This is a genomic window from Acinetobacter sp. ANC 4470 (assembly GCF_002135335.1).
Taxonomy (GTDB): Bacteria; Pseudomonadota; Gammaproteobacteria; order Pseudomonadales; family Moraxellaceae; genus Acinetobacter.
Map to the genome: position 1 here is coordinate 82841 of NZ_NEGC01000009.1, position 26437 is coordinate 109277.

The following is a 26437-nucleotide window of genomic DNA, read 5'->3' on the forward strand; positions in this document are numbered from 1 at the left end:
TAATTTATTTCGTATCCACGTTCTTATAAACGCATGAAGTCATTGAATAATGCAAGGAGCATCATGCTACCGAGCAGTACCATACCAATTTTCAAACCAACCAATTGTATTTGTTCAGAAACAGGTTTACCACGAATCAGCTCAATAAAATAGTAAACTAAATGTCCACCATCAAGCATTGGTATAGGCAATAAATTTAAAATTCCTAAACTTACACTCATTAAAGCCATGAATGAAATAAAGGTCTGCCAACCCATTTCCGCACTCTGCCCTGCAACTTTAGCAATCGTGATAGGTCCAGATAAATTATCCAAACCGATTAGACCACGTACCATTTTGACAATCGAGTTCAAAATCATACCTGATATTTGACCTGTTTTATCAACTGCCACGACCAAAGCTTCAGTCGGACTATACTGAATCGTTTGTTTGTATTCTGCAGGTATTGTTATTTTTCCGGGTATACTCTGTACACCGAGCATACCAGAAACATTGCCCATACTATCACGCTTAGCTTGTGGCATGATTTGCAAATGTAGCAATTGATTTTGACGTAATACATCAATTTTTAATAATTTTTCTGGTGCAGCCTGAACAGTTTGAACCACATCAAACCAATCATTCATTTTCACACCATCAATCGCAATAATTTTATCGCCCTCTTTCATACCTTGACGAATTGCAGCACCATCCGCACTCAGTTTAGTGGCAATAGCAGCAATGTGTGGACGGTATGGCATAAAGCCCAAACTATCTAATGCAGATTGATTTTGATCTTTTAAAAAATCTCGAATCGGTAATTTAAACGTTTGAATTTGACCATTACGATCAGCTTGAACTTCAATTGAACCTGTTTCACCAACACGATCCACCAGAGCAAAATTTAACTTTTCCCACGTCGTGACTGGCATGCCATCCACCGCAGTAATTTTATCGCCGACTTGCATTTGGACTGTAGCAGCAGGTGTATTCGGTAACACTTTACCAACACGCGTATTCAGTTGATCTTGAGATGGTAAAAATAAAATCCAAAATAAAATTATAGCAAACGCTAAATTAATCAGTGGTCCCGCAGCTACAATTGCAATTCGCTTCCATGGATGTTGGCGATTAAATGCCTTCGGCAAATCTTCTTCTGCAACATTACCTTCGCGCTCATCCAGCATTTTGACATAACCACCAAAGGGTAACGCTGAAAGCTGATACTGAATGCCAGACTTTTTAGATGTCCACTTGAGTAAAGTTGGGCCAAAGCCAATCGAATAAACTAAAACTTTGACGCCTAGTTTACGTGCAACAATATAATGCCCAAACTCATGAATCGCAATGAGCGGCCCGAGCAAAAGAATTGCTGCCACAATAATAAACAAGGCACTCATGTTTTAGCTTCCTTTATTGATGACAATTTGCTGTGCGACAGAACGAGCCACTTGATCTGCTTGTAAAATAAGCTCTATCGATTCCGCAGCACCACTTTCAACTTGATTCAAAGTCTGTTCGACCACTTGAGCAATTTCAGTAAAACCAAGTGCTTTATTTAAGAATGCTGCAACAGCAACTTCATTCGCTGCATTTAAAATTGCAGGGGTTAAGCCACCATTTTGCATCGCTTGTCGTGCAAGTTTTAAGGCAGGAAAACGCGTCGTGTCAGGTTCCTGAAAATCTAACTGGTGATTCTTAAATAAATCAAGTGCAGGCACATTGGTCTGAAGACGCTCTGGCCATGCAAGTGCATGCGCGATTGGCGTACACATATCAGGATTACCCATTTGCGCCAAAGTCGAACCATCCACGTACTGAACCATAGAGTGAATGATACTCTGCGGATGAACAACGACTGTTACAAACTGTTCTGAAATTGCAAACAGATGACAGGCTTCTATGAGCTCCAAACCTTTATTCATTAAAGTGGCAGAATCAACAGAAATTTTTTGCCCCATGGACCAATTCGGGTGCTTACAGGCCTGAGTCGGTGTTACATTTTTTAATTGTTCAAGACTATGGTTTAGAAATGGTCCACCAGAAGCCGTCAATAAAATGCGAGACACACCCTGTTTCGGCTGTCCATTACGCTCCGCCTGAAAATAACCATCAGGTAAACATTGAAAAATAGCATTATGTTCAGAATCGACAGGAAGCAATTGAGCATTGTAGTCAAGAGCAGCTTGCATCATGAGGTCACCAGACATCACCAATGCTTCTTTATTCGCAAGTAAAACTCGCTTACCCGCTTTAACTGCAGCCAATGTTGGCAACAAACCAGCAGCCCCCACAATGGCTGCCATAACCACATCGACATCTGCATGTTCAGCAACAGCTATTAAGCCAGCCTCATCTGTCAGAATTTCAATATGATTCAAATTTTGTTTTTGGAAATGCTGTTGCAGTTCGGCAACTTTAGTTGCCGGAATGACCACAACTTTCGGTCGATACTGTTTGCATATTTCAACAAGTTCTAAAATTCGACTATGTGCCGTGACTGCAAATACAGAATACTTTTCAGGATGCTGCTGCAAAATTTTTAAGGTGCTTTGACCAATGGAACCCGTTACACCTAATATACAAACAGATTGCGACATCTATAAATTTACACCAATAAGTTTTAAAACATACATGCCAGCAGCAAAAATTGGAGCCGCAGCAAGCAATGAATCTATACGATCGAGCACCCCACCATGTCCCGGTAGAATACGACCTGAATCTTTAATTCCCGCACGACGTTTAATCATAGATTCAAACAAATCGCCCAACACTGAACTAAATACAGTAACCACAGATAAAATTAAAAACAGAATATGTTGCGCGATCGTTAAGTCTAAATAAAGAACCTCTACAGCAACAACAATCAGCATTGCTGTAAAAATACCACCATACAAACCTTCAACCGATTTATTTGGACTCACATCTGGTGCAAGTTTTTTCTTGCCTAATTTACGTCCGACAAAATAAGCACCGCTGTCTGCCCCCCATACCAATAAAAATAGGTACATGAGCCACCATGGTGAACTATGCCATACAGAGAAAATTGCGGTAACCGCAGCAGAAATCAAAACAAAACCAATCATCTTTAAGCTTGGATTGTACCAGCCATCATAATCTGGGTATGACTTAACCCAAAAGATACTTAAAATCCAACATAAAATAGAAGCCGCCCAAAGTAATAAGGCAATATCATTAAAATATAATGCCAAAGTTGCTAAAGCCGCAGTTGCAATACCATAAACCCAAGCTAGGAGTTTCACAGAATTTTTATTTTTTCTTGGCATAAGCTTAAACCACTCATACCCTGCAACCCCTGCTGCAACAATCATCAGCATAAACATTGGATACTGAGACTGTGTAGCAAACATACAACTGAGTACGACTGCTACCAATACCAATGCGGTTATAATCCGCTCTAACATGTATTAATTCTCAATTTTTCTCTTGTTGGATTTGCTCTGAAGTTTTTCCAAAACGACGTTCACGCCCAGCAAAAACTGCTAACGCATCATCGAATTCCTCAACGGTAAACTCAGGCCATAAGGTTTGGGTAAAATACAGTTCAGCATAGGCTGCTTGCCAAAGTAAAAAATTCGACAAACGAAAATCACCACCTGTACGAATCAATAGATCAACAGCTGGTAAATCTGCCATACTGACATGCTGCCCAAACAACTCAACATTGATATCTTCAATAGCGATTTTTTTTGCTACAGCATCCGATGCAATTTGCTTTGCAGCCTGCGCCATATCCCACATGCCACCATAACTGATCGCAATGGTCAACGTCATGCTGTCGAACTTAGCAGTCCTTTGTTCAGCTTGCAACATTAACTCACGTAAATGTACAGATAAACGAGAACGATCACCAATAAAACGTAAAGCAATATTAAATTTTTCCATTCGAGGCAATTGCTCTAGGATTGTTTCTTCTAACAATACCATGAGTAAATCAACCTCAAATTGGGGACGATTCCAGTTTTCGCTAGAGAATGCAAAAACGGTTAACGCTTGAATTTTATTTTTTCTACAGTGTTCAACAATCGGGTCAAGGACATTTTTACCTTCACGGTGTCCATCACCTTTTTGCATTTGCATCTTTTTAGCAAAACGATTGTTGCCATCCATGATGATGGCAACATGTTTTGGAAGAAGCAAGCTATCTTCTGATGCGGTCATTAAATCTTAAACCTTCATCAATTCAGCTTCTTTCGCAGCTAAACGCTTTTCTACTTCGGCTACGAATTTATCGGTGATTTTTTGAATGTCATCTGATGCACGGCGATCATCATCTTCAGAAATTTCTTTTTCTTTCAATAATGCTTTTAAATCACCCAATACATCACGACGAATGTTACGAATTGCAACTTTGGCATTTTCAGCTTCAGTACGCGCAACCTTCTGCATATCACGACGCGTTTCTTCAGTCAGTGCAGCCATTGGTACACGAATCGCATCTGCAGTAACAGGGTTAAGACCCAAACCTGCTTCACGAATCGCTTTATCAATTGCAGATACCATTGAACGTTCAAATGGTTGTACCAACAATGTACGTGAATCTTCAAGACCAACGTTTGCCACTTGGTTCAGTGGAACATCAGAGCCATAGTAAGAAACCATCACACCATTTAAAATAGATGGGTGCGCACGACCTGTACGAACTTTGGCAAAACCGTGCTCTAAAGACTCTAGAGACTTATTCATGCGGTCTTCGCTGTCTTTTTTAAGATCGTTAATCATATGATCTTCCTTACTTAATTCTAAGAGATGTAATTGCTAAATAGCGTGTAGTATAAAGAGCTTTCAGGCTCACGTACATTAATTCGTAACGTGAGTCCCTTCTTTTTCACCCATAACCACTGAAAGCAATGAACCTGATTTGTTCATATCAAAAACTTGAAGTGGCACATTATGATCGCGGCACAAGCAAATTGCGGTTAAATCCATAATACCTAACTTTTCATCAAGTACTTGATCGAAAGTTAATTTGTCATATTTCACAGCATCATCGTATTTGCTTGGATCTTTATTATAAACGCCATCAACTTTAGTGGCTTTTAATATCAAGTTCGCTTCGATTTCAATACCACGTAAGCAAGCTGCTGTATCAGTGGTAAAAAATGGATTACCTGTACCCGCAACAAATACGCACACTTCACCTTGAGTTAAATGGCGAATCGCATCACGGCTTGAATAAGATTCAACCACAGCACCAATTGGTAAAGCCGACATTAAACGCGTTTTAATGTTACGGCGCACCAAAGCATCACGTAACGCCAAACCATTCATCACAGTCGCAAGCATACCCATTTGATCGCCTGTTACACGACCAACTAAACCATCTTTTTGCAATTGGCTACCGCGGTATAGGTTACCACCACCAACCACGATACCCACTTGAACACCTAAACCAACCAAGTGAGCAATCGCCAAAGACATTTGATCAAGCACTTGTGCATCAATCCCCATATCTTTATTTCCAGCCAATGCTTCACCAGAAAGTTTAAGTAAAATACGTTCGTAACGGGGCTTTTTTGAGTCCAACATCAGGGGAGTCTCCGAATTTTCCAATATCTAAAATTTTATTCGTATCTTTTTAAGCTGACCTAATCTGAATTAACTTGGCATATAAATCATATTCATCTGCATCAGTAATTTCGACTTCGAGCAAATCGCCCGATTTAATCAAGCTTTTATCAATATCTTCAACAAAAACATTACCATCAATTTCAGGTGCATCTGCATAAGAGCGTGCAATTGCCACTGGGAATTCTTCATCTAGATCATCAACCAGCACAGTCATGGTTTGACCAATACGTTTTTGTAGTTTCGCAGCAGAAATAGCCTGTTGAACTTCCATAAAACGTTCATAACGATCTTGCTTAATTTCTTCAGGTACATGATCTGGCAAGTCATTTGCTGTCGCACCCTCTACAGGTGAATAGGTAAAGCAACCTACACGATCAAGCTGTGCTTCTTTGAGCCATTCAAGTAAAACTTGGAAATCTTCCTCAGTTTCACCCGGAAAACCAACAACGAATGTTGAACGAATCACCAGTTCTGGACATTTTTCACGCCACAATTTCAGACGTTCCAGTGTGTTTTCACTATGAGCTGGTCGCTTCATCAATTTTAAGATGCGTGGACTGGCATGTTGAAAAGGAATATCTAAATATGGCAGGATTTTACCTTGTGCCATTAAATCAATCACTGCATCCACATGTGGATATGGATAGACATAATGTAAACGCACCCAGATACCAAGCTGACCCAGTGCTTCACACATGTCATAGAATTTGGTTTTAACTGGCTGACCGTTCCAAAAATCAAGCTTGTACTTGGTGTCTAGACCATAAGCAGAAGTATCTTGTGAAATCACCAAAACTTCTTGAACACCCGCTTTTTTCAACGCTTGTGCTTCGCTTAAAACTGAACCCACAGGACGTGAAACCAAATCGCCACGCATACTTGGAATAATACAGAATGTACAACGATGGTTGCAGCCTTCTGATATTTTCAAATAAGCATAATGTTTTGGTGTTAAACGAATCCCTTGTTCAGGAACAAGATCAATAAATGGATTATGTTTAGGTGGTGCAGGCACATATTCATGCACAGCTTCCATCACATCTTGGTAAGCTGCAGCACCTGTTACTTTTAAAACACTTGGGTGCATTTGACGAATTTTTTCTTCATCTTTACCTAAACAGCCCGTTACAATCACACGACCATTTGCGCTAATGGCTTCGCCAATTGCGTCTAAAGACTCTTGTACTGCAGATTCAATAAAACCACAGGTATTTACAACAACTAAATCCGCACCATCATAATCCGATGCTACATCATAACCTTCAGTCTTTAACTGAGTTAAAATTCGTTCAGAATCTACCAATGCCTTAGGACAACCTAAAGAAACGAAACCGACTTTGGGGGTCTTCATGAATCTACACTCCACTATAATGCGCGTATTGTATGTCTTTTCGAATCATAAAAACAGACAGAAAGCCGACTCTTTGCATAACGCACCAAAATACATCCAATTTCTCACCAAATATCTTATGCGCACCATTTTAGTTCATTAATGTTTTTAATTCCTTTACTATGCTATGAGTTTCTGCAATAAAAGAATAAAAAAAGCACACTTTTATTGCGGCAAAATTTTTATTTAGATAAATACTTAAAGTTGGCGTGTATTTTGCTTTATTTCGACAACGTTTAACTCATTAAATGTCCCAGAATAGGGAGAAATGACAAGAAGTGCAGATGCCATTGCGCTATTTCAATACAGGATGCCTTCGCTAATGGATCAACCCATCGCTATCGACTACCGCCTTTTAGTGGATAATTTAACTACAGCCATTTTGCTGGTTGATCGCCATCTTAATATTTTTTATTTAAATTCTTCTTGTGAATCATTATTTGACATTAGTTTGCTGCGTGCTTCAGGTCAACCTGTCTTAAATTTACTGCATATGCCCAATGATGAATTCAATACCAAAGAAGCATTATTAAATACATTCATCACAGGACAACCGTATACCCGTCGTGAAGCAACCGTTAGTGTGAGCTTTAAAGATATTCATGTCGATTATACCGTCTCACAAATTAATGCTCAAAAGCCGTATCACCCACTACTACTTATAGAACTCAATCCAATTGATCGGATGTTAAAAATATCTAAAGAAGAAAATTTAATTCAACAACATCAAGTTGCAAGACAACTGATTCGTGGTGTGGCGCACGAAATTAAAAATCCTTTAGGCGGCATTCGTGGTGCAACACAACTACTTGCACGAAGTTTGAATGATCCACAATATGCAGAATTTACCGATATTATTATTAGTGAAGTCGATCGCTTACGTAATCTAGCCGACACCATGCTCGGATCTCGCCAATTACCGAGTTATGAATTAGTTAATGTGCATGAACCATTAGAACGTGTTCGCTCTCTGATTACCAATCAAACTAAAAAGAAAATTAAAATTACCCGTGACTACGATTTGTCATTACCCGATGTGATGGCAGATCGCGACCAACTGATTCAGGTCATGCTTAACATCAGCGTAAATGCAGTTCAAGCCATGATGGAAAATAAAGAATTCTTTGTCGATCATCAACCTGAACTTATTTTGCGAACACGTATTCAACGCCTTGTCACGATTAATGGCGTATTAAAACGCTCTGCTATTCGCATAGATATTGAAGACAATGGTCCGGGTGTACCAGAAGAAATTTTAGAATCCGTGTTTTACCCACTGGTCACAGGACGTGCTAAAGGTACGGGACTAGGACTGAGCATTGCACAAAATATTATGCACCAACATAGTGGAATGATTGAATGTCAGTCAATTTCAGGAAAAACAGTATTTAGCTTATATTTACCTTGGGAGTCTAACCATGTCGCGAAATAAAATATGGGTCATTGATGATGATCGCGCCATGCGCTGGGTGTTGGAAAAAACATTCAAAGAAGAAGGTTTTGATGTTACTAGTTTTGAAGAGGCTCAATCTGCTCTCGATCAACTGAGCATCGACTTACCTGATGTAATTTTAACCGATATTCGCATGCCAGGCATTGATGGTCTCACTTTCTTAGGTAAAGTGAAAGCCAGTCATCCCGATCTCCCTGTGATTATTATGACGGCGCATTCAGATTTAGAATCCGCTGTATCCAGTTATCAAACAGGTGCTTTCGAGTATTTACCCAAACCTTTTGATATTGATGAAGCCTTGGCATTGGTCAATCGTGCCATCTTACATATCACCAAATTACAACAACAAGAGTCTGCTAAAACTGCCCCTCCGATTCAATCTGCTGAAATCATTGGTGAATCCCCTGCCATGCAGGAAGTATTCCGAGCGATTGGTCGCTTATCGCAATCTCACATTACTGTACTCATTAATGGTGAATCTGGGACAGGTAAAGAGCTGGTTGCACATGCGCTTCATCGCCATTCCCCACGTAGCAGCAAACCATTTATTGCCTTAAATATGGCAGCCATTCCAAAAGACTTAATTGAAACTGAACTTTTTGGTCATGAAAAAGGTGCATTTACTGGTGCAAACTCTCAACGCCAAGGTCGTTTTGAACAAGCCAACGGCGGTACGCTATTTTTAGATGAAATTGGCGATATGCCTTTTGAAACACAAACTCGTTTACTTCGCGTTTTGGCAGATGGTGAATTCTATCGTGTTGGTGGACATATTCCTGTCAAAGTTAATGTGCGTATTGTTGCTGCAACCCATCAAGATTTAGAAAAATCGGTTCATGATGGTCGCTTCCGTGAAGATTTATATCACCGTCTGAATGTGATCCGTATTCATATTCCGAAACTTGCACATCGTAGTGAAGACATTCCCATGTTGGCGCAACACTTCTTGGCTCGTGCTGGTAAAGAGTTAGGTGTGAATCCTAAAATCCTACGTCCAGAAACCCAAGAATATATGAAACAATTGCCTTGGCAAGGCAATGTGCGTCAGCTTGAAAACACTTGCCGTTGGCTAACGGTGATGATTACTGGACGTGAGGTCTACCCTGAAGACCTCCCTTCTGAATTAAAGCAAATCCCAATCCAACGCTCTGGTGATGAAGCTCAACCCAATAGTACTTTTGATCGCGTTTCACTACATCACTGGGATGAATTATTAGGTCAATGGGCAATACAAAAGCTTAAAAATGGTGAAATGAAGATTCTTGACATTGCAACACCAATGTTTGAACGTACTTTAATTACAGCAGCTTTACAACAAACACGTGGGCGCAAACGCCATGCTGCCGAACTTTTAGGCTGGGGTCGCAACACCTTAACCCGTAAGCTCAAAGAGTTAGGTATGGACACTGTCGATGATATTGATGTTGAAGAAGAAATTATAGAAAGTTAATTTTTACTCAAAAAAAAAGCTCCTTCAGGAGCTTTTTTAAATCCAATGTCATGGCATTTTATGCAGTAAAACCCACATAGCGAAAATACCCTTCCATTCCCAAATCTGATTTAACAATCAAATAGTTTGGATAAGTTGATTGAGTAATTTCTGAGAACATATTCACTTGATCATCATGTTCATGCAGATCATCTACCGAACGTGGCATGGTCTGTTCGAACTCATCTGTCATATATTCAAAGCCAACATCCATGGCAATAAATAAAGTATGTTCACAGGGCTGCACATATTGCTCTTCAGCCCAATTAATAACGTCTTGTTGACAATGTGGGCAAGCAATATTGTCAGTCGCTTGAATAGAGAGTTGAATCAATTGATAGGTCATAAAAAATAAATCAGTTTTTCTATCATTATAGTTTAGCAAACAATTCAGCTTTCTCTATTTTTAAATAAAATTGAGCCTGTAAATGAAATTGCAAAAAAAGAGAATCTTTCGATTCTCTTTTTTCTCGCTTGAGTTACTTGTAAGTCGATTTATAACGTGATAACGCAGTTACAGCAACCGCTGAAATGACCACAGCAGGTAAACTCGCGATTAAAATACCCGTCGTTCCCAATCCTAATGCCAAAATTTTCCCAGTTAACAAAGGTCCTGTCATTGCACCTAAACGCCCCAAAGAAATCGCACTTCCTACTCCTGTTACTTTCCCCATTCCTGAATAGAAGATTGGTGAAATACCATAAAGAATGGACTGACCACCTGTAGAAAAGATACCGCCCATCACGCCTGCTAAAATCAATACAGGAATAGACGTTGTCGTGAACAGCAAAACTAACGCAACAAATAAACCACCATAGATAATTGTAGCCATTTGCCAAAGTTTTAAGCGATCCAACAAATAACCCAAAGCCAACGTACCAATAACAGCACCGACTTGAAATACCAGCATGACCATAAAGGCTTGTGATTTTTCCAAACCTTGTTCCATCAATAAGTTAGGCAACCAACTAATCAAAATATAATTAATCATCAAGGTAAAGAAGAAACCCACCCAAAGTGGCAAGGTATTCTTATATTTTTGTTTTTTAAATAATACTTGTGCCATATTTGGCACAGTTTCTATAGCTGCTTTCTCGATAACAACCACTTTTGGCTTATCCTTAAGGATCATCGCCATCAATGGAATTAATACTAACGGCGTTAAACCGCCAATCAAAAATAAAGTTTGCCATTTAACTTCAGGTAACAATATTGCAAGGCTCGCAACAAAGATTGCACCAACAGGTAACCCGCAATACATCAAGCTATTTAATTTACCCCGATTAGCTTCAGTTGCTTCATCACCCACCACTGAAATCATGGTTGGCATTGCAGCCCCAAGCCCTAAACCTGTAAAAAAGCGGGCAGCATATAAAGTTTCTGCACTTGGTGCTAATGCTGTCAAAGACATAAAGACGCCAAAAATGGCGATAGAAAGCATCAAGACTTTCTTCTGTCCTAAATAATCGGCAATACGCCCACCAAAGAATGCTCCAAAAAGCATTCCGAATACACCTAAACTAAAAACATATCCCATTTGAACTTGATCCAAACCGAATGTCGCTGCAATTCCTTTAGCTGCAATACCCGGTGCTTGAAGATCAAAACCTTCAAAAAATGCGACCCAAAAACACAAAAATATCGTTAAAAATTTTTGTAGTTTCCCTGTGTGTGTTTGTGCCATGATCGATCTCCATCAATAATATACAAATCGTTTTTATAATCACAATTCGTCTTACTATTCTCTGTTCAATCGCCCCGTATAAATACCACTACAATAGTCGGATTTAACCCCCTATAAACAATAAAAACCAACTCAATTAGACTTAAAAGATGAGGTAAATATACTTTTACCATCTTAATATTTTTTATTTACATATATATTCAAATACTTATGTTTGTAATAGCTATTTATAATCAAACCATAGTCAAAATTGATTCATTAAAATTAAGCCATAAAAAAACCCGCATGATGATGCGGGTCTTTTACAATCTAAAGATTAAGCCGACTTTTTAGCTTGCAGATTCTTACGAATCATAATCATCACCAACTGTACCGCAGCAGGTGTAACACCTGGAATACGGCTTGCTTGTGCTAAAGTTTCAGGTCGTACATCTTTCAATTTTAATGTGATTTCACGCGATAAACCAGACACGATGTCATAATCGAAATCGGCAGGAATTTTTGTGTCTTCCAGACGTTTCATCTGCGCAACATCTTCATGTTGACGGTTAATATAGCCCGCATATTTCACGGCAATTTCAATTTGCTCGCCTACAAATGGACTAACTTCAGAACCTGTCAGTTCTGCAATTTGAGCAAAATTAATATTTGGACGCTTCAACAAATCAATTGCAGAACACTCTTTAGAAAGATCCGCACCTGTCATCTCAACGAATTTTTTACCCATTGGATTATTTGGCGCAGCCCAAAGATGCTGCAAACGACTGGTTTCTTTTTCGACTGCTTCCATTTTTTCACAATAAGCTGCCCAACGCGTATCATCAACCAAGCCCATTTCACGACCAATAGCCGTTAAACGTTGATCTGCATTGTCTTCACGTAACATCAAACGGTATTCCGCACGTGAGGTAAACATACGGTACGGTTCTTTAGTACCCAATGTAATCAAGTCATCAACCAATACACCCATGTACGCTTCATCACGTTTTGGTGTCCATTGTTCTTGATCCCACGCACGACGTGCCGCATTCAAGCCTGCAAGCAAACCTTGTGCGCCTGCTTCTTCATAACCCGTCGTACCGTTAATTTGACCAGCAAAATACAGGTTATTAATGGCTTTGGTTTCTAAAGAGAATTTCAATGCTTGTGGATTGAAATAATCATACTCAATCGCATAACCCGGACGAAGAATATGTGCATTCTCCATACCACGAATTGAACGCACCAATTCAAACTGAACATCAAATGGTAGCGACGTCGAAATACCATTTGGATAAAGCTCATGTGTTTCTAAACCTTCTGGTTCAAGGAACACTTGATGCGAATTTTTATCGGCAAATTTATGAATTTTATCTTCAATTGATGGGCAATAACGTGGCCCCACACCTTCAATCACACCTGTGTACATTGGTGAACGGTCTAAACCACCACGAATGATTTCATGCGTCCGTTCATTGGTATGGGTGATATAGCAATTTACTTGTTCAGGATGCATCGAAGCATCGCCCATAAATGACATCGTTGGCGATGGGAAATCACCTGGCTGTGCTGTCATTACCGAGAAATCAACTGAACGTGCATCAATACGTGGTGGTGTACCTGTTTTTAAACGGCCAACTGGTAAATTTAACTCACGTAAACGTGCCGCCAATGAAATAGATGGAGGATCACCCGCACGACCACCGCTCGATTTTTCGAGTCCTACGTGAATCACACCGCCCAAGAATGTACCTGTAGTCAACACAACAGTTTTCGCATCGAAGCGAATACCCATTTGTGTCACAACGCCTTTAACGGTATCGCCGTCTACAATTAAGTCATCAGCCGACTGTTGAAAAATATCTAAGTTGGCTTGATTTTCTAATGTTTCACGAATAGCGGCTTTAAAACGCACACGGTCAGCTTGCGCACGTGTTGCACGAACCGCAGCGCCTTTACGCGAATTTAAAATACGGAATTGAATACCACTTTTGTCGGCAGCCAATGCCATTGCACCGCCTAGCGCATCAATTTCACGCACTAAGTGTGATTTACCAATACCACCGATGGCAGGGTTACAGCTCATCTGCCCTAAAGTCTCAATGTTGTGAGTTAAGAGTAAAGTCTGTCGACCCATACGCGCCGCAGCAAGTGCTGCTTCCGTACCTGCGTGACCGCCACCGATAACAATGACATCGTAAACTTTAGGATAATGCATAATGGTTTGAGAGATAAAAAAGAATGACGGAGTATTATATCAAAACTAAGCAAGATAAGTTGACAAATTCAGTCAATTTTAAGGATCAGATCCGTATTCACCATGCATCAAAAGCTGAAATGCAACCCTCCTTTGCAGAGTTACCATATAAATAAAACATTTAGTCTGCAAAACTTACTTGAATAGCATTGTTTTATTTTGGGTGTTTTATAACCTGTAAGTTAGCTACACTACAAACAAAGGTATAAGTGATGAATAAGAATATTTTCTTCTCCGCAATACTCTGTAGTCTTTGTCTCACACCATTGACCACCCAGGCTAATGATAAAGTTGAAACAATTTATAATGCTCAAAAGTATCAACAGGTTTGTAAAGGTAAAATGCAAGGTGCTCAAGTCAGCTTTGCTTACCGAGGCATTATCTGGAATGGTACTTGCGAACCTCAATTTTTCCCCTCTTCAAAAAAAGTCATGCTAAAAGGTGACGAAGCTGAGTTAAATTCTATTTGCCAAGGTAATACAAATGCAACATCAATGAATATTGAAGGACATGAAGTCAAAGGTAAATGCGCTTTAGGATTTACTGCACTACGGCCTAAATAATCAGATTATTATGATTTCGTTAACCAAGTCAAAAAAGTGGGCAAAAAATTTATTTCTTTGCCCACTTTCTTTATTGCTTATTAAAAGAACTTGTTTAAACTCAAGAACATTAAAGAATAAAAATATAAAAAGGATGTTTCATGGATTCAGGGCTATTCACATTTTTTTTACCAATAGCACTTGCCATCATGATGACTGGATTAGGGCTGGAACTTACGCCGAAAGATTTTCTTCGTATCCAATATTATCCAAAGGCTATTTTTTTAGCTTTATTCGCCCAACTGGTGATTTTAGTTTTTATTGCTTTTTTAATTTGTATCTTTTTACAACTACCACCACTTTTAGCCGTGGGCTTAATGCTACTAGCCGCCTCACCCGGCGGGCCTACTGCAAATTTAATTAGCTACATTTATAAAGGGGATGTTGCATTAAATATTACCCTCACCGCCATCAACTCGATTATCTGCACGTTTACTCTACCTTTTATTGTCAATTTATCGATTCACTATTTTTTAGGTGATCATCAAAAAATTGGTATGCCGATTACAAAAATTATTCAGGTTTTTTTAATCATCTTTATCCCCGTGTGCTTAGGAATGCTCATTCGCTCAGTTATACCTACTATTGCACTACAACTTAAAAAACCGATGCGACTACTTTCTGTTTGTTTTTTAATCTTTATTTTCTGCCTTGCATTATATAAAGAACAATATAACCTCATTAAATATTTTGCAGATATTGGTATTGCAACAGCTCTTTTTTGTTTTATCAGCTTATTGGTGGGTTATTTATTACCCTTACTCGCTGGAATTCCTGACCAACAGGCACGTGCATGTACCTTTGAGATAGGCATTCACAACACCACTGTTGCATTAACCATTGCACTTTCAGTTTTATCAAATAGCACCATCGCCATTCCTGCAGGTATTTATTCTATTTTCATGTACGCTTTTGCATTTTTGTTTGGCTATATTTTAACAAGAAGCCCACTTACAGCGAAGCAAAAAAAATCTGAGGCAATCAATGAATAAACTGTGAGATCACCCATTGATACTACATAAGCACTTAACTCATATACCCTTTAATACACCTAATCATGATCAAAACAAAGCATTTTGGTACAGCTATAAAATAGAAAAATCATTTAGTAGATTGGCTTACTGCAACCGAAGCTAATTCGCAACCTATGCAAGCTATTCCATATTTTTCATTTATCAGCTATACAATTGTTATTCAATTTATAAAAATGAGTAAAAAAATTTAATCTAAATCAAATAAAACCAATTCAGGATAGGAGATGTTGAATGGATTCAGGAATTATCACCATTTTATTACCCTTAGCACTTGCCATTATCATGATTGGTTTAGGACTAGAGCTAACACCGAAAGATTTTACCCGCGTAACAAAACAACCTAAGGCTGTTTTAATTGCTTTATTTTGTCAATTGGTGGTTTTAGTCAGCATTGCTTTTATCATCTGTAAAGTTTTGGCTCTTCCACCTCTGCTTGCTGTTGGTTTAATGCTCCTTGCGGCATCACCAGGGGGAAGTACAGCCAACTTATTTAGTTATCTATTTAAAGGTGATATTGCACTCAATATTACTTTAACCGCGATCAATTCAGTCATTGCTGCTTTTACCCTACCTTTAATTGTTAATTTTGCTATTCAACATTTCATGAGTGACGGACAAGAAATCAGCCTACAGTTCAGTAAAATTTTGCAAGTGTTTGCAATCATTATCATTCCTGTTGGTATTGGTATGCTTATTCGACACCATGCACCGCACTTTACCGAAAAACTCAACAAACCCCTGCGTATTTTTGCAGTGAGCTTTCTGATCTTAATTATTATTGGCGCCATCACCAAAGAACGTCATCAAATTTTAGAATATTTAGCGCAAGTAGGTTTAGCAACTGTTTTATTCTGCTTATGTAGCTTATTGATTGGTTATTTTGTGCCACGATTATTGGGTATCAATAGTGCACAAGCGCGTGCATGTGCATTTGAAATTGGCATTCATAATAGTACGCTTGCGATGACCATTGCACTCACAGTTATGGCTAGCTCCACAGTTGCAATGCCAGCTGCGGTATATTCTATTTTCATGTATGTCTTTGCAGCAGTATTTGGCATGTTGTTAAATAAATTCGCACCACAACCAAAAGTACAAGCGCTTCAAGAACCTGCGACTTAAAACAAACAGTCTCGGGCCTAAACTTCATATCAGGATGCCACAGTGCATCCTTTTCTTGCTCTACTGCATGAATAGGTAGCTGTTATTGTGTCAGTTCGATACAATGCTTTCTTTAGAAAAGACAATTTTAGGTTATCTCTGTGAAGTGGTTACAAATTCATATTACTGTTGAACAAGCGCAAGTCGATTTTACTGAAACATTATTAAGTTTACTTGGTGCTGTCAGTGTAACTTTAGATGATGCTGAAAATCAGGACTTACTTGAACCACTTCCAGGCGAAACCCCGCTTTGGAATAACGTCATTGTGACCGGTATTTATGCCCAAGAAGATGACGAAGAAATTGATGTAAATGCTTTACTCACATTTATTACTGCACAAATGCCTGAAGCACCAGTACGCCATGAATTCATGGAAGACCAAGAATGGGAGCGTACTTGGATGGATGCCTATGAACCTATTCAGATTGCTGAAAAATATTGGATTGTTCCTGAGTGGATGGAAGCACCTGAAGCAGATGCAGTAAATATTAAGCTTGATCCAGGTCTAGCATTTGGTACAGGTAACCATGCCAGCACCTTCCTATGCCTACAATGGTTAGGTAAAACTGATGTTAAAGATAAAATTGTGATCGATTATGGTTGTGGCTCTGGCATTTTAGGTGTTGCTGCACTATTACTTGGTGCTAAAAAAGTCTATGCAACCGATATTGACCCTCAAGCTGTTCTTGCAACTAAACAAAATGCTGAACTTAACGGTGTACTCGAAAAGCTCTATGTTGGATTACCAGAAGAATTCAATGCAGAATTAAAAGATCAAAAGGCAGATGTATTTGTCGCAAATATTCTTGCAGGTCCTTTAATGGCTCTTGCGCCTGAATTCGCAACTTTAATTAAATCTGAGGGAGAGTTCGCACTTGCAGGCATATTAGAAGAGCAAGTAGCTGATGTTTCTAGTGTTTATTTGAATTTTTTTGATATACTGGAAGTTGAAAAACGTGAACAACATTGGTGCCGTATTTCGGGGAAACGCCAAAATAACCATTCAAACTTTGAATAGACTATGAGCGAAAAACAAACCTATTGCCCTAACTGTTTTACCAAGTATAAAGTCTCAGTGGCTCAACTCACAGTTGCTCGGGGCATGGTTTGTTGTGCCAAATGTTCAACCAATTTTAATGCGTTAACACATCTTGTAGTAGACAAAGAAGAACCTAGTTCTACTACGCTATCCATTCCTTCTGCAAACTCTACTCAAGCCATAGAAATAACAGAAAACACTTTTTTAGACGATCAACCACCAGTACAGCATTTATTAGCTATTTTCGATCGTAAAGTAGAGAACTCGAATATTGATTTAAAAACCTATCTCAATAACTTAAATTACTTCAGTACAGAACCGATTGGCAACTATCCTGCACTTAATTGGGCTGACAAATCAGAACAAGAGAGTAAATATAATATTTGGCACTATGCACTCTGGATCGTGGTTAATATATGTTTAATTAGTTTACTTGCTTTCCAATTCTTTTGGTTCAACCCTAAAACCTTAAACAACAGCCCTGCAGTTAGTGCTGTATTTAATACAGTGTGTCAGGCATTCAACTGCTCGATATTGGAGCAGAATTATCGTCTTATTTCGACTAACAAAGTCAAATTAAAACAAATTTCCAAAAAAGAAATTCAGTTTACTGGTGAGCTAATCAATTATCATTCTAAAAGCTTGCCCCTACCAATCATCAAAGTAAATTTAAAAGATAATGGGGAAATTATATCTTCTTATTCTTTACAACCTTCCGAATACCTGATTAGCAGTCTTGCGGGCATCCACCGCATCCCACAGAATAGTCCTTTTAAATTTAAGTTTAACCTTCCTGTGTCACGTAAAAGCTTCGACACCTATAGTTTGGAAATAATTTCCCCTTAATATTGAAAAAAGCATTAAAAAAAACAAAAAAATGCAGTTTTCTTGCTCACTTTTTCTGAGACAATGCTATCATACGCGCCACGAAAGCTTTGTGCCGCAAACTCCTCGCTATTTTTCACAACAAATACAATTTAGCAAAATGCGCTTTATCTATATATTGCGTATTGAGCAGATTTTTTTGTTTTGATTTTGGTCTGTAACAAATATTTAACTATTGTTACGCTTAAATTTCGACCATCTCGTTGGTTTGTGGCATGCTAAATGTTCAAGTTTTAGAACTCCGCTTTAGGATCTAAAACGGAGTTCATTTAATTTTATAGACCACTTTTATATATCTCTTTACCCAAGTGATATTTGATTTTTCGGATTAATTCGCATGAATAGCAAATCTCCTATTTTTACTGCACAATCTGATGTCGCTCTTCGTATTCACGTAGATCGCGCAGTTCGCCACTATTTTGCACAATTGCAAGGTGAGCAACCATCTCAAGTTTACGACATGGTGCTAGCAGAAATGGAGAAACCTCTTTTATCTGTAGTGCTTGAATATACTCGCGGCAACCAGACACGCGCTGCCGAGATTCTCGGACTGAACCGTGGCACTTTACGCAAAAAGTTAAAAGCTCACGGTTTAATGAGTGAATAAATGATAAAATGCTCACGGCTACCGTGGGCATTTTTTTTATCTTACGTTTTGCCTGCTGTTTTAATCTAGACCTTTAATATTGTTGACGAAAATCATGACTATTAAACGCGCTTTAATCTCTGTATCTGATAAATCAGGGATCGTTGAATTTGCTAAAAACCTCGTGACTCTTGGGGTAGAAATTTTATCTACTGGCGGTACATATAAGTTGCTTAAAGACAACAATATCGCTGTAGTAGAGGTTTCAGAGCACACTGGGTTCCCAGAAATGATGGATGGTCGTGTTAAAACACTTCATCCAAAAATTCATGGTGGTATCTTAGCTCGCCGTGGTCTAGACGAAGCTGTAATGGCTGAACACAACATCGATGCAATCGATTTAGTGGTTGTGAATCTTTATCCATTTGCTGCAACTGTTGCAAAACCAAACTGTTCACTGAACGATGCAATCGAAAACATCGACATCGGCGGTCCTACAATGGTTCGTGCTGCTGCAAAAAACCATGCGTCTGTGGGTATTGTGGTCAATGCATCTGATTACGACACAGTGATTGCAGAACTTAAAGCAGACGGTTCATTGTCTCATGCCACTCGTTTTGACCTTGCGGTTAAAGCATTCGAACATACTGCACAATATGACGGCATGATCGCGTCTTACTTAGGCGCTCGCGTGGGTGTCGATGAAGGTCAAGCTGATAAATTTGCTCGTACTTTCAATACACAATTGAATAAAGCACAAGATTTACGTTACGGTGAAAACCCACATCAGTCAGCAGCATTCTATGTTGAAAGCACTGCAACTGAAGCTTCTGTTTCAACGGCGAAACAGCTGCAAGGTAAAGAATTATCGTATAACAATATTGCAGATACCGATGCAGCACTTGAGTGTGTAAAGTCTTTTGCTAAACCTGCATGTGTGATTGTTAAACACGCAAACCCATGTGGTGTTGCAGTCTCTTTAGATGGCATTGCTACAGCTTATGACCTTGCCTATGCAACAGATCCTGAATCTGCATTTGGTGGCATCATTGCATTCAACCGTGAATTAGACGTTGCAACTGCGCAAGCAATTGTAGACCGCCAATTCGTTGAAGTGATTATTGCACCAAGCATCGCTGAAGGCGTACTTGAAGTTACAGGTACGAAGAAAAACGTACGTGTACTGGTATGTGGTGAATTACCAAAAATTGATGCGCGTCAAACTCAACTTGACTACAAACGTGTGAATGGCGGCTTGTTGGTTCAAGAGCAAGACCTAGGCATGATCACTAAAGATGACCTGAAAGTGGTGACAAAAATTGCGCCAACTGAAGCTGAAATTGATGATTTGATTTTTGCTTGGAAAGTTGCAAAATACGTGAAATCAAATGCGATTGTTTATGCGAAAGGTCGTCAAACCATTGGTGTTGGCGCGGGTCAAATGAGCCGTGTGAACTCTGCTCGTATTGCTGCAATTAAAGCTGAACATGCAGGCTTAGTGGTTGAAGGTGCTGTTATGGCATCTGACGCATTCTTCCCATTCCGTGATGGCATTGATAACGCTGCAAAAGCAGGGATTAAATGCATCATTCAACCTGGCGGTTCTATGCGTGATGAAGAAACCATTGCTGCTGCTGATGAAGCAGGTATCGCAATGGTATTCACAGGCATGCGTCACTTCCGTCATTAATTGATGGAATCCTGACTGTAATGACAAAGTCATACATGTTTAAAACAGATTTCTAAATCTTACATGAAAGTCCTCTCCTGTTTTGGGATGAGGACTTTCATGTTATTTCGATTCATGGAGTATGAAGCGATGAATATTTTAGTTTTGGGTAGTGGCGGTCGTGAACATGCACTTGCATGGAAAATTGCACAAGATGACAAAGTCGCAGAAGTATTTGTAGCACCAGGTAACGCAGGTTCTGCAACTGAAAATAAATGCGAAAATGTCAATATCGATATTTTAGACAATGCGGCAATTATTGCTTTCGCTAAAGAAAATGATGTTGCTTTAATTGTTGTAGGTCCAGAAGCACCACTCGTCAATGGTGTTGTAGATGCTTGCCGTGCTGCTGATGTGAAAGTTTGGGGGCCAACCCAATTTGCTGCACAGCTTGAAGGCTCTAAAGCATTTGCCAAACATTTCTTAAAACGTCACAACATTCCTACCGCTTTCTATGATGTATTCACAGAAGTTGAGGCTGCTAAAGCCTATGTTGAACAAAATGGCGCACCGATTGTCATTAAGGCCGATGGTCTTGCTGCGGGTAAAGGCGTGATTGTTGCCATGACCAATCAAGAAGCATTTGATGCCATTGATGATATGCTTGCAGGTAACAAATTTGGCGATGCAGGTTCTCGTGTTGTAGTTGAACAGTTCCTTGATGGTGAAGAAGCGTCTTTCATTTGTATGATTGATGGCAACAACATCTTACCAATGGCAACTTCACAAGATCATAAACGCATTTTTGAAGGTGACCAAGGTCCAAACACTGGCGGTATGGGTGCTTACTCTCCTGCTCCTGTTGTAACAGCTGAAATCTTCGACAAAGTGATGAAAGAAGTGATGCGCCCAACCGTTGATGGTATGGCAGCCGATGGTCATGTCTATACAGGTTTCTTGTATGCAGGCTTGATGATTGATGAACAAGGTCAGCCGCGTGTGATCGAATTCAACTGTCGTTTTGGTGATCCTGAAACTCAACCGATCATGATGCGCTTAAAATCATCTTTAGTTGATTTGGTTGAAGCTGGCATTGCAGGCAATTTACCTGCGGAAGCGGAATGGGATGAGCGCAAAACTGTCGGTATCGTACTTGCATCTAAAGGCTACCCAGAAACTTCAAGCAAAGATGATGTGATTTCAGGTTTAGACACTGAAATGACCGATGCTAAAGTTTTCCACGCAGGTACTGCTGTAAATGCAAATGGCGAGATCGTGACTGCTGGTGGTCGTGTGCTTTGCGTAACAGCATTGGGCAATACTATTGGTGAAGCGCAAGCAAAAGCATTAGAACTTTGTGAAAAAGTGACTTTTGATGGCGTTCAATATCGTAAAGATATTGGTTACCGTGCCATTGCGCGTGAAAATGCTTAAAGCTTAGTTTTTCAAAAGATTTAAAAAAGTCCGCTTTGTGTGGGCTTTTTTATTTTTCTGATCAAGCCGCCCTATTTCGCTGACTAAAACAAATTATCGCTAAAAAATACTCCCTGCAAGAAACCTATCATAAGAGCTGGACAATCAATAAACTTACACCATAAAACATCACTTTCTAAAACATTATTCTTATTATCTATTTTTTAGATTTAGACTGAAAAAAAAGTTATAAAGAAGCAATAAAAACAATATTTTACGAATTATTAATATAATTTTAAATAATATATTGTTTTTATTATGAAATTTTCAAATATCTCGCCTTTGCTATTCTATAAAAGAGATAATTGTTAAGTTTTTATTCACTATATTGCATATAGATTTATTGTTATGATGAGGCAAATTTTGATTGAGTTGAAATACAATCTCGTGAATGAATACAATGATTTAAAACACATTATAATTGTTTTAATTTGATATTCACCAGATTGCTCATTGGATAGCATAATTTGTTCATTCTATAGTGCTGTGCATAGATCAGAGAAACATTTGGAGATGATGACTGTAATCACTCCTTCGCTTTATACTGATCTCGATTTTGACTTAATCTCTTCAATGAATAATGCGTAAATTTAAAGCCAAAATTAAATTTACTTAGGATGAATACATGAAAAAGCTCCTTGGATTGGTATTAGGTTTAACCGTTGGTCTCGCTGGTTGCTCAAAACCAGAAGCACCTGCGACTGATGCAGCAAAAACCGATACAGCAAAAGAACAAACCGTTGTTATGGTATCGACTGGTTCTGATGCTGATATTTGGCGTTATATTGCAACCTTACCTGAAACAAAAGCAGCAGGTATTAAACTTGAAGTGAAAAACTTCACTGACTATGTAGCCATGAATACTGCTGTTGCAAACAAAGAAGTCGATATTAATGCCTTCCAATCATATGCCTATTTAGTGGCTTTCAATGAGGGTAATAAAGAAAAGATCGCACCTGTTTCGACAACTTATCTTGAACCTATGGGTATTTACTCAAGCAAAGTCAAAAAAGTTGAAGAATTTGCCAATGGGGCAACCATTGCAATTCCAAATGATGCTGCAAATGAAGCACGTGCGTTATTACTTTTACAATCTGCTGGTTTAATCAAACTTAAAGCAGATTTTAACCCTGCAACAGGGACACCAAGTGATGTCACTGAAAATGCGAAAAAAATCGTGATCAAGCCAATTCAAATGGCAACTGCTGTACGTGTTAAAGACGAAGTGGATGCGATCATTCTAGGCAATACACTGGCAATGGAAGGCGGTTTAAACGTACTTAAAGATTCGATCTACTATGAACCAGTGGATCAAAGCACAAAATTAAATGTCAATATTTTAGCTGTTGCTGAATCTCGTAAAAATGATGCTTTATTGCAAAAAGTAGGTGAGTTATATCACACTGAAGCTGTGAACAAATATGTTCAAGAACACTTTGGTGGTACTAAAATTGATGTAAACAAACCTGTAAGCTATCTTACTGACGCAAAATAGTAATATACTTCGCATATCAAAACAGGCAAATTAACTTTGCCTGTTTTTTCTTTTTTGTACAGTTTTTGACGATATGATTGAATTTAAAGACATTTCAAAACATTATGAGCTAAAAGGTCAAACCATACATGCTCTGGACCAGATTAATCTGGAGATTCCAGCAGGCAGTATTTTTGGCATTATTGGCTATAGTGGTGCAGGTAAAAGTACCTTAATTCGTTTGATCAATTTGCTCGAACGTCCCACACAAGGTCAAGTGATTATTAATCAAAAAGACTTTACCGCTTTAGATGCACGCTCATTACGTCAAGAACGTGCAAATATTGGTATGATCTTTCAGCATTTCAACTTATTACAAACCAAAACTGTGGCTGCAAATATTGAAATACCACTGAAACTTTTGGGCATTAGTAAAGTTGAGCGTGAAAAGCGTCTCAATGAATTGCTTGATTTTATTGACCTAAAACATAAGAAAGATGCCTTCCCTGATGAGCTTTCTGGTGGTCAAAAACAGCGCGTGGGTATTGCTCGTGCCTTAGCCAATCATCCTAAAATTTTACTTTGTGATGAAGCCACTTCAGCTCTTGACCCACAAACTACAAAATCAGTTCTGGCTCTTCTTAAAAAGATTAATCAAGAGCAAGGGATTACCATCGTCATGGTCACCCATGAAATGGATGTGATTGAGACTGTTTGTGATTATGTTGCTGTCATGGAACAAGGTAAGGTCATTGAAACAGGTTCAACAATTAATATTTTCAGTCGACCGCAACATCCAACCACCAAAAATTTCATTCAAACTGTATTACGGCAACAACTGCCTATCAATATTTTGAATAATCTGGAAAATCAGAACCACAACAGTATTTATTGCCTGCAATTCTTGGGCAAATCTGCGCAAGAAACAGTGGTTCAAGCAGTAATTAAAAAATTTGATATTAGCTTAAATATTTTATTTGCCAATATGACTGAAATTAATGGCACTGTGATTGGACAAATGTTTATTCAATTGTTAGGCGACCCAGCAATCATTCAACAAGCCATTGAATTTTTAAAGCAAAGTGGTGTGGAAGTTGAGCAATCAGGAGTACAGCCATGAGAGACCTCATTGTACAATGGCTGACTGAAGCAACTTCTTCCTTTTGGAAAAGCTCCCTTTCGATTGATCAATTTATTACTGCATTGCAAGAAACCTTTCACATGGTGTTCTTTGCTATGCTGTTTGGCTGTATCTGGGGTTTTATTCAAGCCATTATTTTATTGGTTTCACGCCCTGATGGTATTTTACCCAATCGTGCGATGTACCATATTTTAAATCCAATTGTGAATGCGCTACGTTCACTGCCCTTCATTATCTTATTAATTGCTGTGATTCCTTTAACTAAATTTTTAGTCGGGACTTCAATTGGCACATGGGCAGCCATTGTGCCTTTGACCATTTATATTGGCCCATATATGGGACGGTTGATTGAAACATCATTACTTGAAGTCAATGATGGTATTGTGGAATCAGCTCAAGCCATGGGCGCAACCCCACTACAGATTATTTTCAAGTTTATTTTACCTGAAGCGCGTAGCTCACTGATTTTAAACTTAACCACTGCCACGATTAGTTTAATTGGCGCAACGGCGATGGCCGGTGCAGTGGGTGCAGGCGGTATTGGTGATTTAGCAATTTCATATGGCTATCAACGCTTTGATACCAGTGTGGTGATTTTAACAGTGATCGTGCTGTTACTCTTGGTTCAAATTGTTCAAACTATGGGCGATTGGTTAGCCAAATTAAGATAAAGTATGATTCAAGCAAATGTTTAAAGCCCTCACAAATTTGAGGGCTTTTTATTATATGGATTTCATGGGCTGCACTTATTTTTCCAGAAAAGAAAATGGCTCATTTAATGTTTATTATCTTTCTATTTTTCATCATCTTAAAAAACAAAGACACAATTAAGATGCTCCAAAACGAACATGCTATTGCGGCGACCAACACATGAACCAAAGAAAACTTTAAATCATTATTGAAACTTGACCATAAGCCAAGCAAACACCCGAGCAATACCAATATCGCTCCCCAATACATCCACAGGGTTTTTCTTTCATTATTTTTCTGAATATTTGTATAAGACGGTAGTTTAAAAAAATAAATAGCAATAATCATCAGTCCCAAACTGGAACTTAAATGCTGGAAAATTTTATACAGCGGTATATTGAAATCTGCAATTGAAACAGTATCTTGCAAAACAACCCATTTCTGAACAAAAAAACCTGTTTGATGCGTAAAAGCATCCCATGTTATATGGGTGAAAATTCCTAAAAAAATCGAAATAATGACCATAAAATAGTGGTTCTTAAAATATCCAAACCAATCAAACCTCTGAAAAACAATAAACCGTTTTTTCAAAAACCAAGGTAAGTTTTCAATCATTTCATTACGAATCACTTGATGAAAAACTAAAGCAATTAAAATTGAAACTGGCAGATCAAAAAGAAGAATTCCAGCAATATGATGCCCAAATTCCCCCTGCATTCTCATTCTTAAGAAGTATTCAAAATCTGGCGCCATACATCCAAGAACAACGCCAGTTAGCGATAATCTATTTAGCCAAGGCTTAAAAAGAAATGCTGCCACTGTATGCGAAAATGTAAAAGGCATGGTTTTAAATTTCTG

General features: G+C 38.7%; 24 protein-coding genes. 13 read left to right on the forward strand and 11 right to left on the reverse strand.

Going from position 1 to position 26437, the window contains the following annotated elements; translation table 11 throughout:
- Positions 1-23: 23 nt before the first annotated feature.
- The 7 genes from rseP to rimO all read right to left on the reverse strand — a co-directional run bounded on the left by rseP (position 24) and on the right by rimO (position 6922).
- Positions 24-1379 (reverse strand): RIP metalloprotease RseP, encoded by a 1356-nt coding sequence (gene rseP / locus B9T25_RS12720; protein WP_086188781.1) that lies wholly within the window; start codon positions 1377-1379, stop codon positions 24-26.
- A 3-nt stretch (positions 1380-1382) separates the two neighbouring features.
- Positions 1383-2579, reverse strand: a complete 1197-nt coding sequence (ispC, locus tag B9T25_RS12725) for a 1-deoxy-D-xylulose-5-phosphate reductoisomerase (protein WP_086188782.1) — start codon at positions 2577-2579, stop codon at positions 1383-1385.
- Complete coding sequence (locus B9T25_RS12730; RefSeq protein ID WP_086188783.1) at positions 2580-3404, reverse strand: phosphatidate cytidylyltransferase; 825 nt, start codon at positions 3402-3404, stop codon at positions 2580-2582.
- Positions 3405-3414: 10 nt separating this feature from the next.
- On the reverse strand, positions 3415-4161 hold the full coding sequence (uppS, locus tag B9T25_RS12735) for a polyprenyl diphosphate synthase (protein ID WP_086188784.1): 747 nt from the start codon (positions 4159-4161) through the stop codon (positions 3415-3417).
- A 6-nt stretch (positions 4162-4167) separates the two neighbouring features.
- Positions 4168-4722 (reverse strand): ribosome recycling factor, encoded by a 555-nt coding sequence (frr, locus tag B9T25_RS12740; RefSeq protein ID WP_086188785.1) that lies wholly within the window; start codon positions 4720-4722, stop codon positions 4168-4170.
- Positions 4723-4800: 78 nt separating this feature from the next.
- The gene (gene pyrH, locus B9T25_RS12745) at positions 4801-5529 is read right to left on the reverse strand and encodes a UMP kinase (protein WP_004651724.1); all 729 of its coding nucleotides are present in this window, start codon (positions 5527-5529) and stop codon (positions 4801-4803) included.
- A gap of 49 nt (positions 5530-5578) precedes the next feature.
- Entirely contained in the window at positions 5579-6922 is a 1344-nt protein-coding gene (gene rimO, locus B9T25_RS12750; RefSeq protein WP_086188786.1) for a 30S ribosomal protein S12 methylthiotransferase RimO, read from the reverse strand.
- A 361-nt stretch (positions 6923-7283) separates the two neighbouring features.
- Between rimO and glnL the strand changes: the two genes are divergently transcribed.
- Together glnL and glnG are read left to right on the forward strand one after the other, a co-directional pair.
- On the forward strand, positions 7284-8393 hold the full coding sequence (gene glnL / locus B9T25_RS12755) for a nitrogen regulation protein NR(II) (protein ID WP_086188787.1): 1110 nt from the start codon (positions 7284-7286) through the stop codon (positions 8391-8393).
- Positions 8380-9864: a nitrogen regulation protein NR(I) gene (glnG, locus tag B9T25_RS12760; RefSeq protein ID WP_086188788.1), complete on the forward strand. Its 1485-nt coding sequence runs from the start codon at positions 8380-8382 to the stop codon at positions 9862-9864. The genes glnL and glnG overlap by 14 nt, the downstream gene beginning before the upstream one ends.
- Before the next feature lie 58 nt (positions 9865-9922).
- On the opposite strand, the gene B9T25_RS12765 is transcribed toward glnG, so the two are convergent.
- The 3 genes from B9T25_RS12765 to mnmG form a co-directional block, all read right to left on the reverse strand.
- A complete protein-coding gene (locus tag B9T25_RS12765) occupies positions 9923-10249 on the reverse strand; it encodes a hypothetical protein (RefSeq protein ID WP_086188789.1) in 327 nt (108 codons plus the stop codon).
- Positions 10250-10382: 133 nt separating this feature from the next.
- Positions 10383-11588, reverse strand: a complete 1206-nt coding sequence (gene mhpT / locus B9T25_RS12770; RefSeq protein WP_086188790.1) for a 3-(3-hydroxy-phenyl)propionate transporter MhpT — start codon at positions 11586-11588, stop codon at positions 10383-10385.
- A gap of 316 nt (positions 11589-11904) precedes the next feature.
- Positions 11905-13785 carry a tRNA uridine-5-carboxymethylaminomethyl(34) synthesis enzyme MnmG gene (gene mnmG / locus B9T25_RS12775; RefSeq protein WP_086188791.1) on the reverse strand — a complete coding sequence of 627 codons (1881 nt, stop codon included), beginning with the start codon at positions 13783-13785 and terminating at the stop codon, positions 11905-11907.
- Positions 13786-14036: 251 nt separating this feature from the next.
- On the opposite strand from mnmG, the gene B9T25_RS12780 reads away from it, so the two are divergent.
- The 11 genes from B9T25_RS12780 (at position 14037) to B9T25_RS12830 (ending at position 25560) form a co-directional block, all read left to right on the forward strand.
- On the forward strand, positions 14037-14387 hold the full coding sequence (locus tag B9T25_RS12780; RefSeq protein WP_086188792.1) for a hypothetical protein: 351 nt from the start codon (positions 14037-14039) through the stop codon (positions 14385-14387).
- 140 nt (positions 14388-14527) lie between these two features.
- Positions 14528-15418: a bile acid:sodium symporter family protein gene (locus B9T25_RS12785; RefSeq protein ID WP_086188793.1), complete on the forward strand. Its 891-nt coding sequence runs from the start codon at positions 14528-14530 to the stop codon at positions 15416-15418.
- 273 nt (positions 15419-15691) lie between these two features.
- Positions 15692-16582, forward strand: a complete 891-nt coding sequence (locus tag B9T25_RS12790; RefSeq protein WP_086188794.1) for a bile acid:sodium symporter family protein — start codon at positions 15692-15694, stop codon at positions 16580-16582.
- A 140-nt stretch (positions 16583-16722) separates the two neighbouring features.
- Positions 16723-17640, forward strand: a complete 918-nt coding sequence (gene prmA, locus B9T25_RS12795) for a 50S ribosomal protein L11 methyltransferase (protein WP_086188795.1) — start codon at positions 16723-16725, stop codon at positions 17638-17640.
- A gap of 3 nt (positions 17641-17643) precedes the next feature.
- Positions 17644-18507: a DUF3426 domain-containing protein gene (locus tag B9T25_RS12800; protein ID WP_086188796.1), complete on the forward strand. Its 864-nt coding sequence runs from the start codon at positions 17644-17646 to the stop codon at positions 18505-18507.
- 376 nt (positions 18508-18883) lie between these two features.
- Entirely contained in the window at positions 18884-19153 is a 270-nt protein-coding gene (gene fis, locus B9T25_RS12805) for a DNA-binding transcriptional regulator Fis (RefSeq protein WP_001086304.1), read from the forward strand.
- Positions 19154-19247: 94 nt separating this feature from the next.
- Entirely contained in the window at positions 19248-20822 is a 1575-nt protein-coding gene (gene purH, locus B9T25_RS12810; RefSeq protein WP_086188797.1) for a bifunctional phosphoribosylaminoimidazolecarboxamide formyltransferase/IMP cyclohydrolase, read from the forward strand.
- 129 nt (positions 20823-20951) lie between these two features.
- Positions 20952-22235: a phosphoribosylamine--glycine ligase gene (gene purD, locus B9T25_RS12815; RefSeq protein WP_086188798.1), complete on the forward strand. Its 1284-nt coding sequence runs from the start codon at positions 20952-20954 to the stop codon at positions 22233-22235.
- 664 nt (positions 22236-22899) lie between these two features.
- On the forward strand, positions 22900-23769 hold the full coding sequence (locus B9T25_RS12820; protein ID WP_086188799.1) for a MetQ/NlpA family ABC transporter substrate-binding protein: 870 nt from the start codon (positions 22900-22902) through the stop codon (positions 23767-23769).
- A gap of 73 nt (positions 23770-23842) precedes the next feature.
- Complete coding sequence (locus B9T25_RS12825) at positions 23843-24868, forward strand: methionine ABC transporter ATP-binding protein (RefSeq protein ID WP_086188800.1); 1026 nt, start codon at positions 23843-23845, stop codon at positions 24866-24868.
- Positions 24865-25560, forward strand: a complete 696-nt coding sequence (locus tag B9T25_RS12830; protein WP_086188801.1) for a methionine ABC transporter permease — start codon at positions 24865-24867, stop codon at positions 25558-25560. Before B9T25_RS12825 ends, B9T25_RS12830 begins: the two co-directional genes overlap by 4 nt.
- A 100-nt stretch (positions 25561-25660) precedes the next feature.
- On the opposite strand, the gene B9T25_RS12835 is transcribed toward B9T25_RS12830, so the two are convergent.
- Positions 25661-26422, reverse strand: a complete 762-nt coding sequence (locus B9T25_RS12835) for a DUF4184 family protein (protein ID WP_086188802.1) — start codon at positions 26420-26422, stop codon at positions 25661-25663.
- Between the last annotated feature and the right edge of the window lie 15 nt (positions 26423-26437).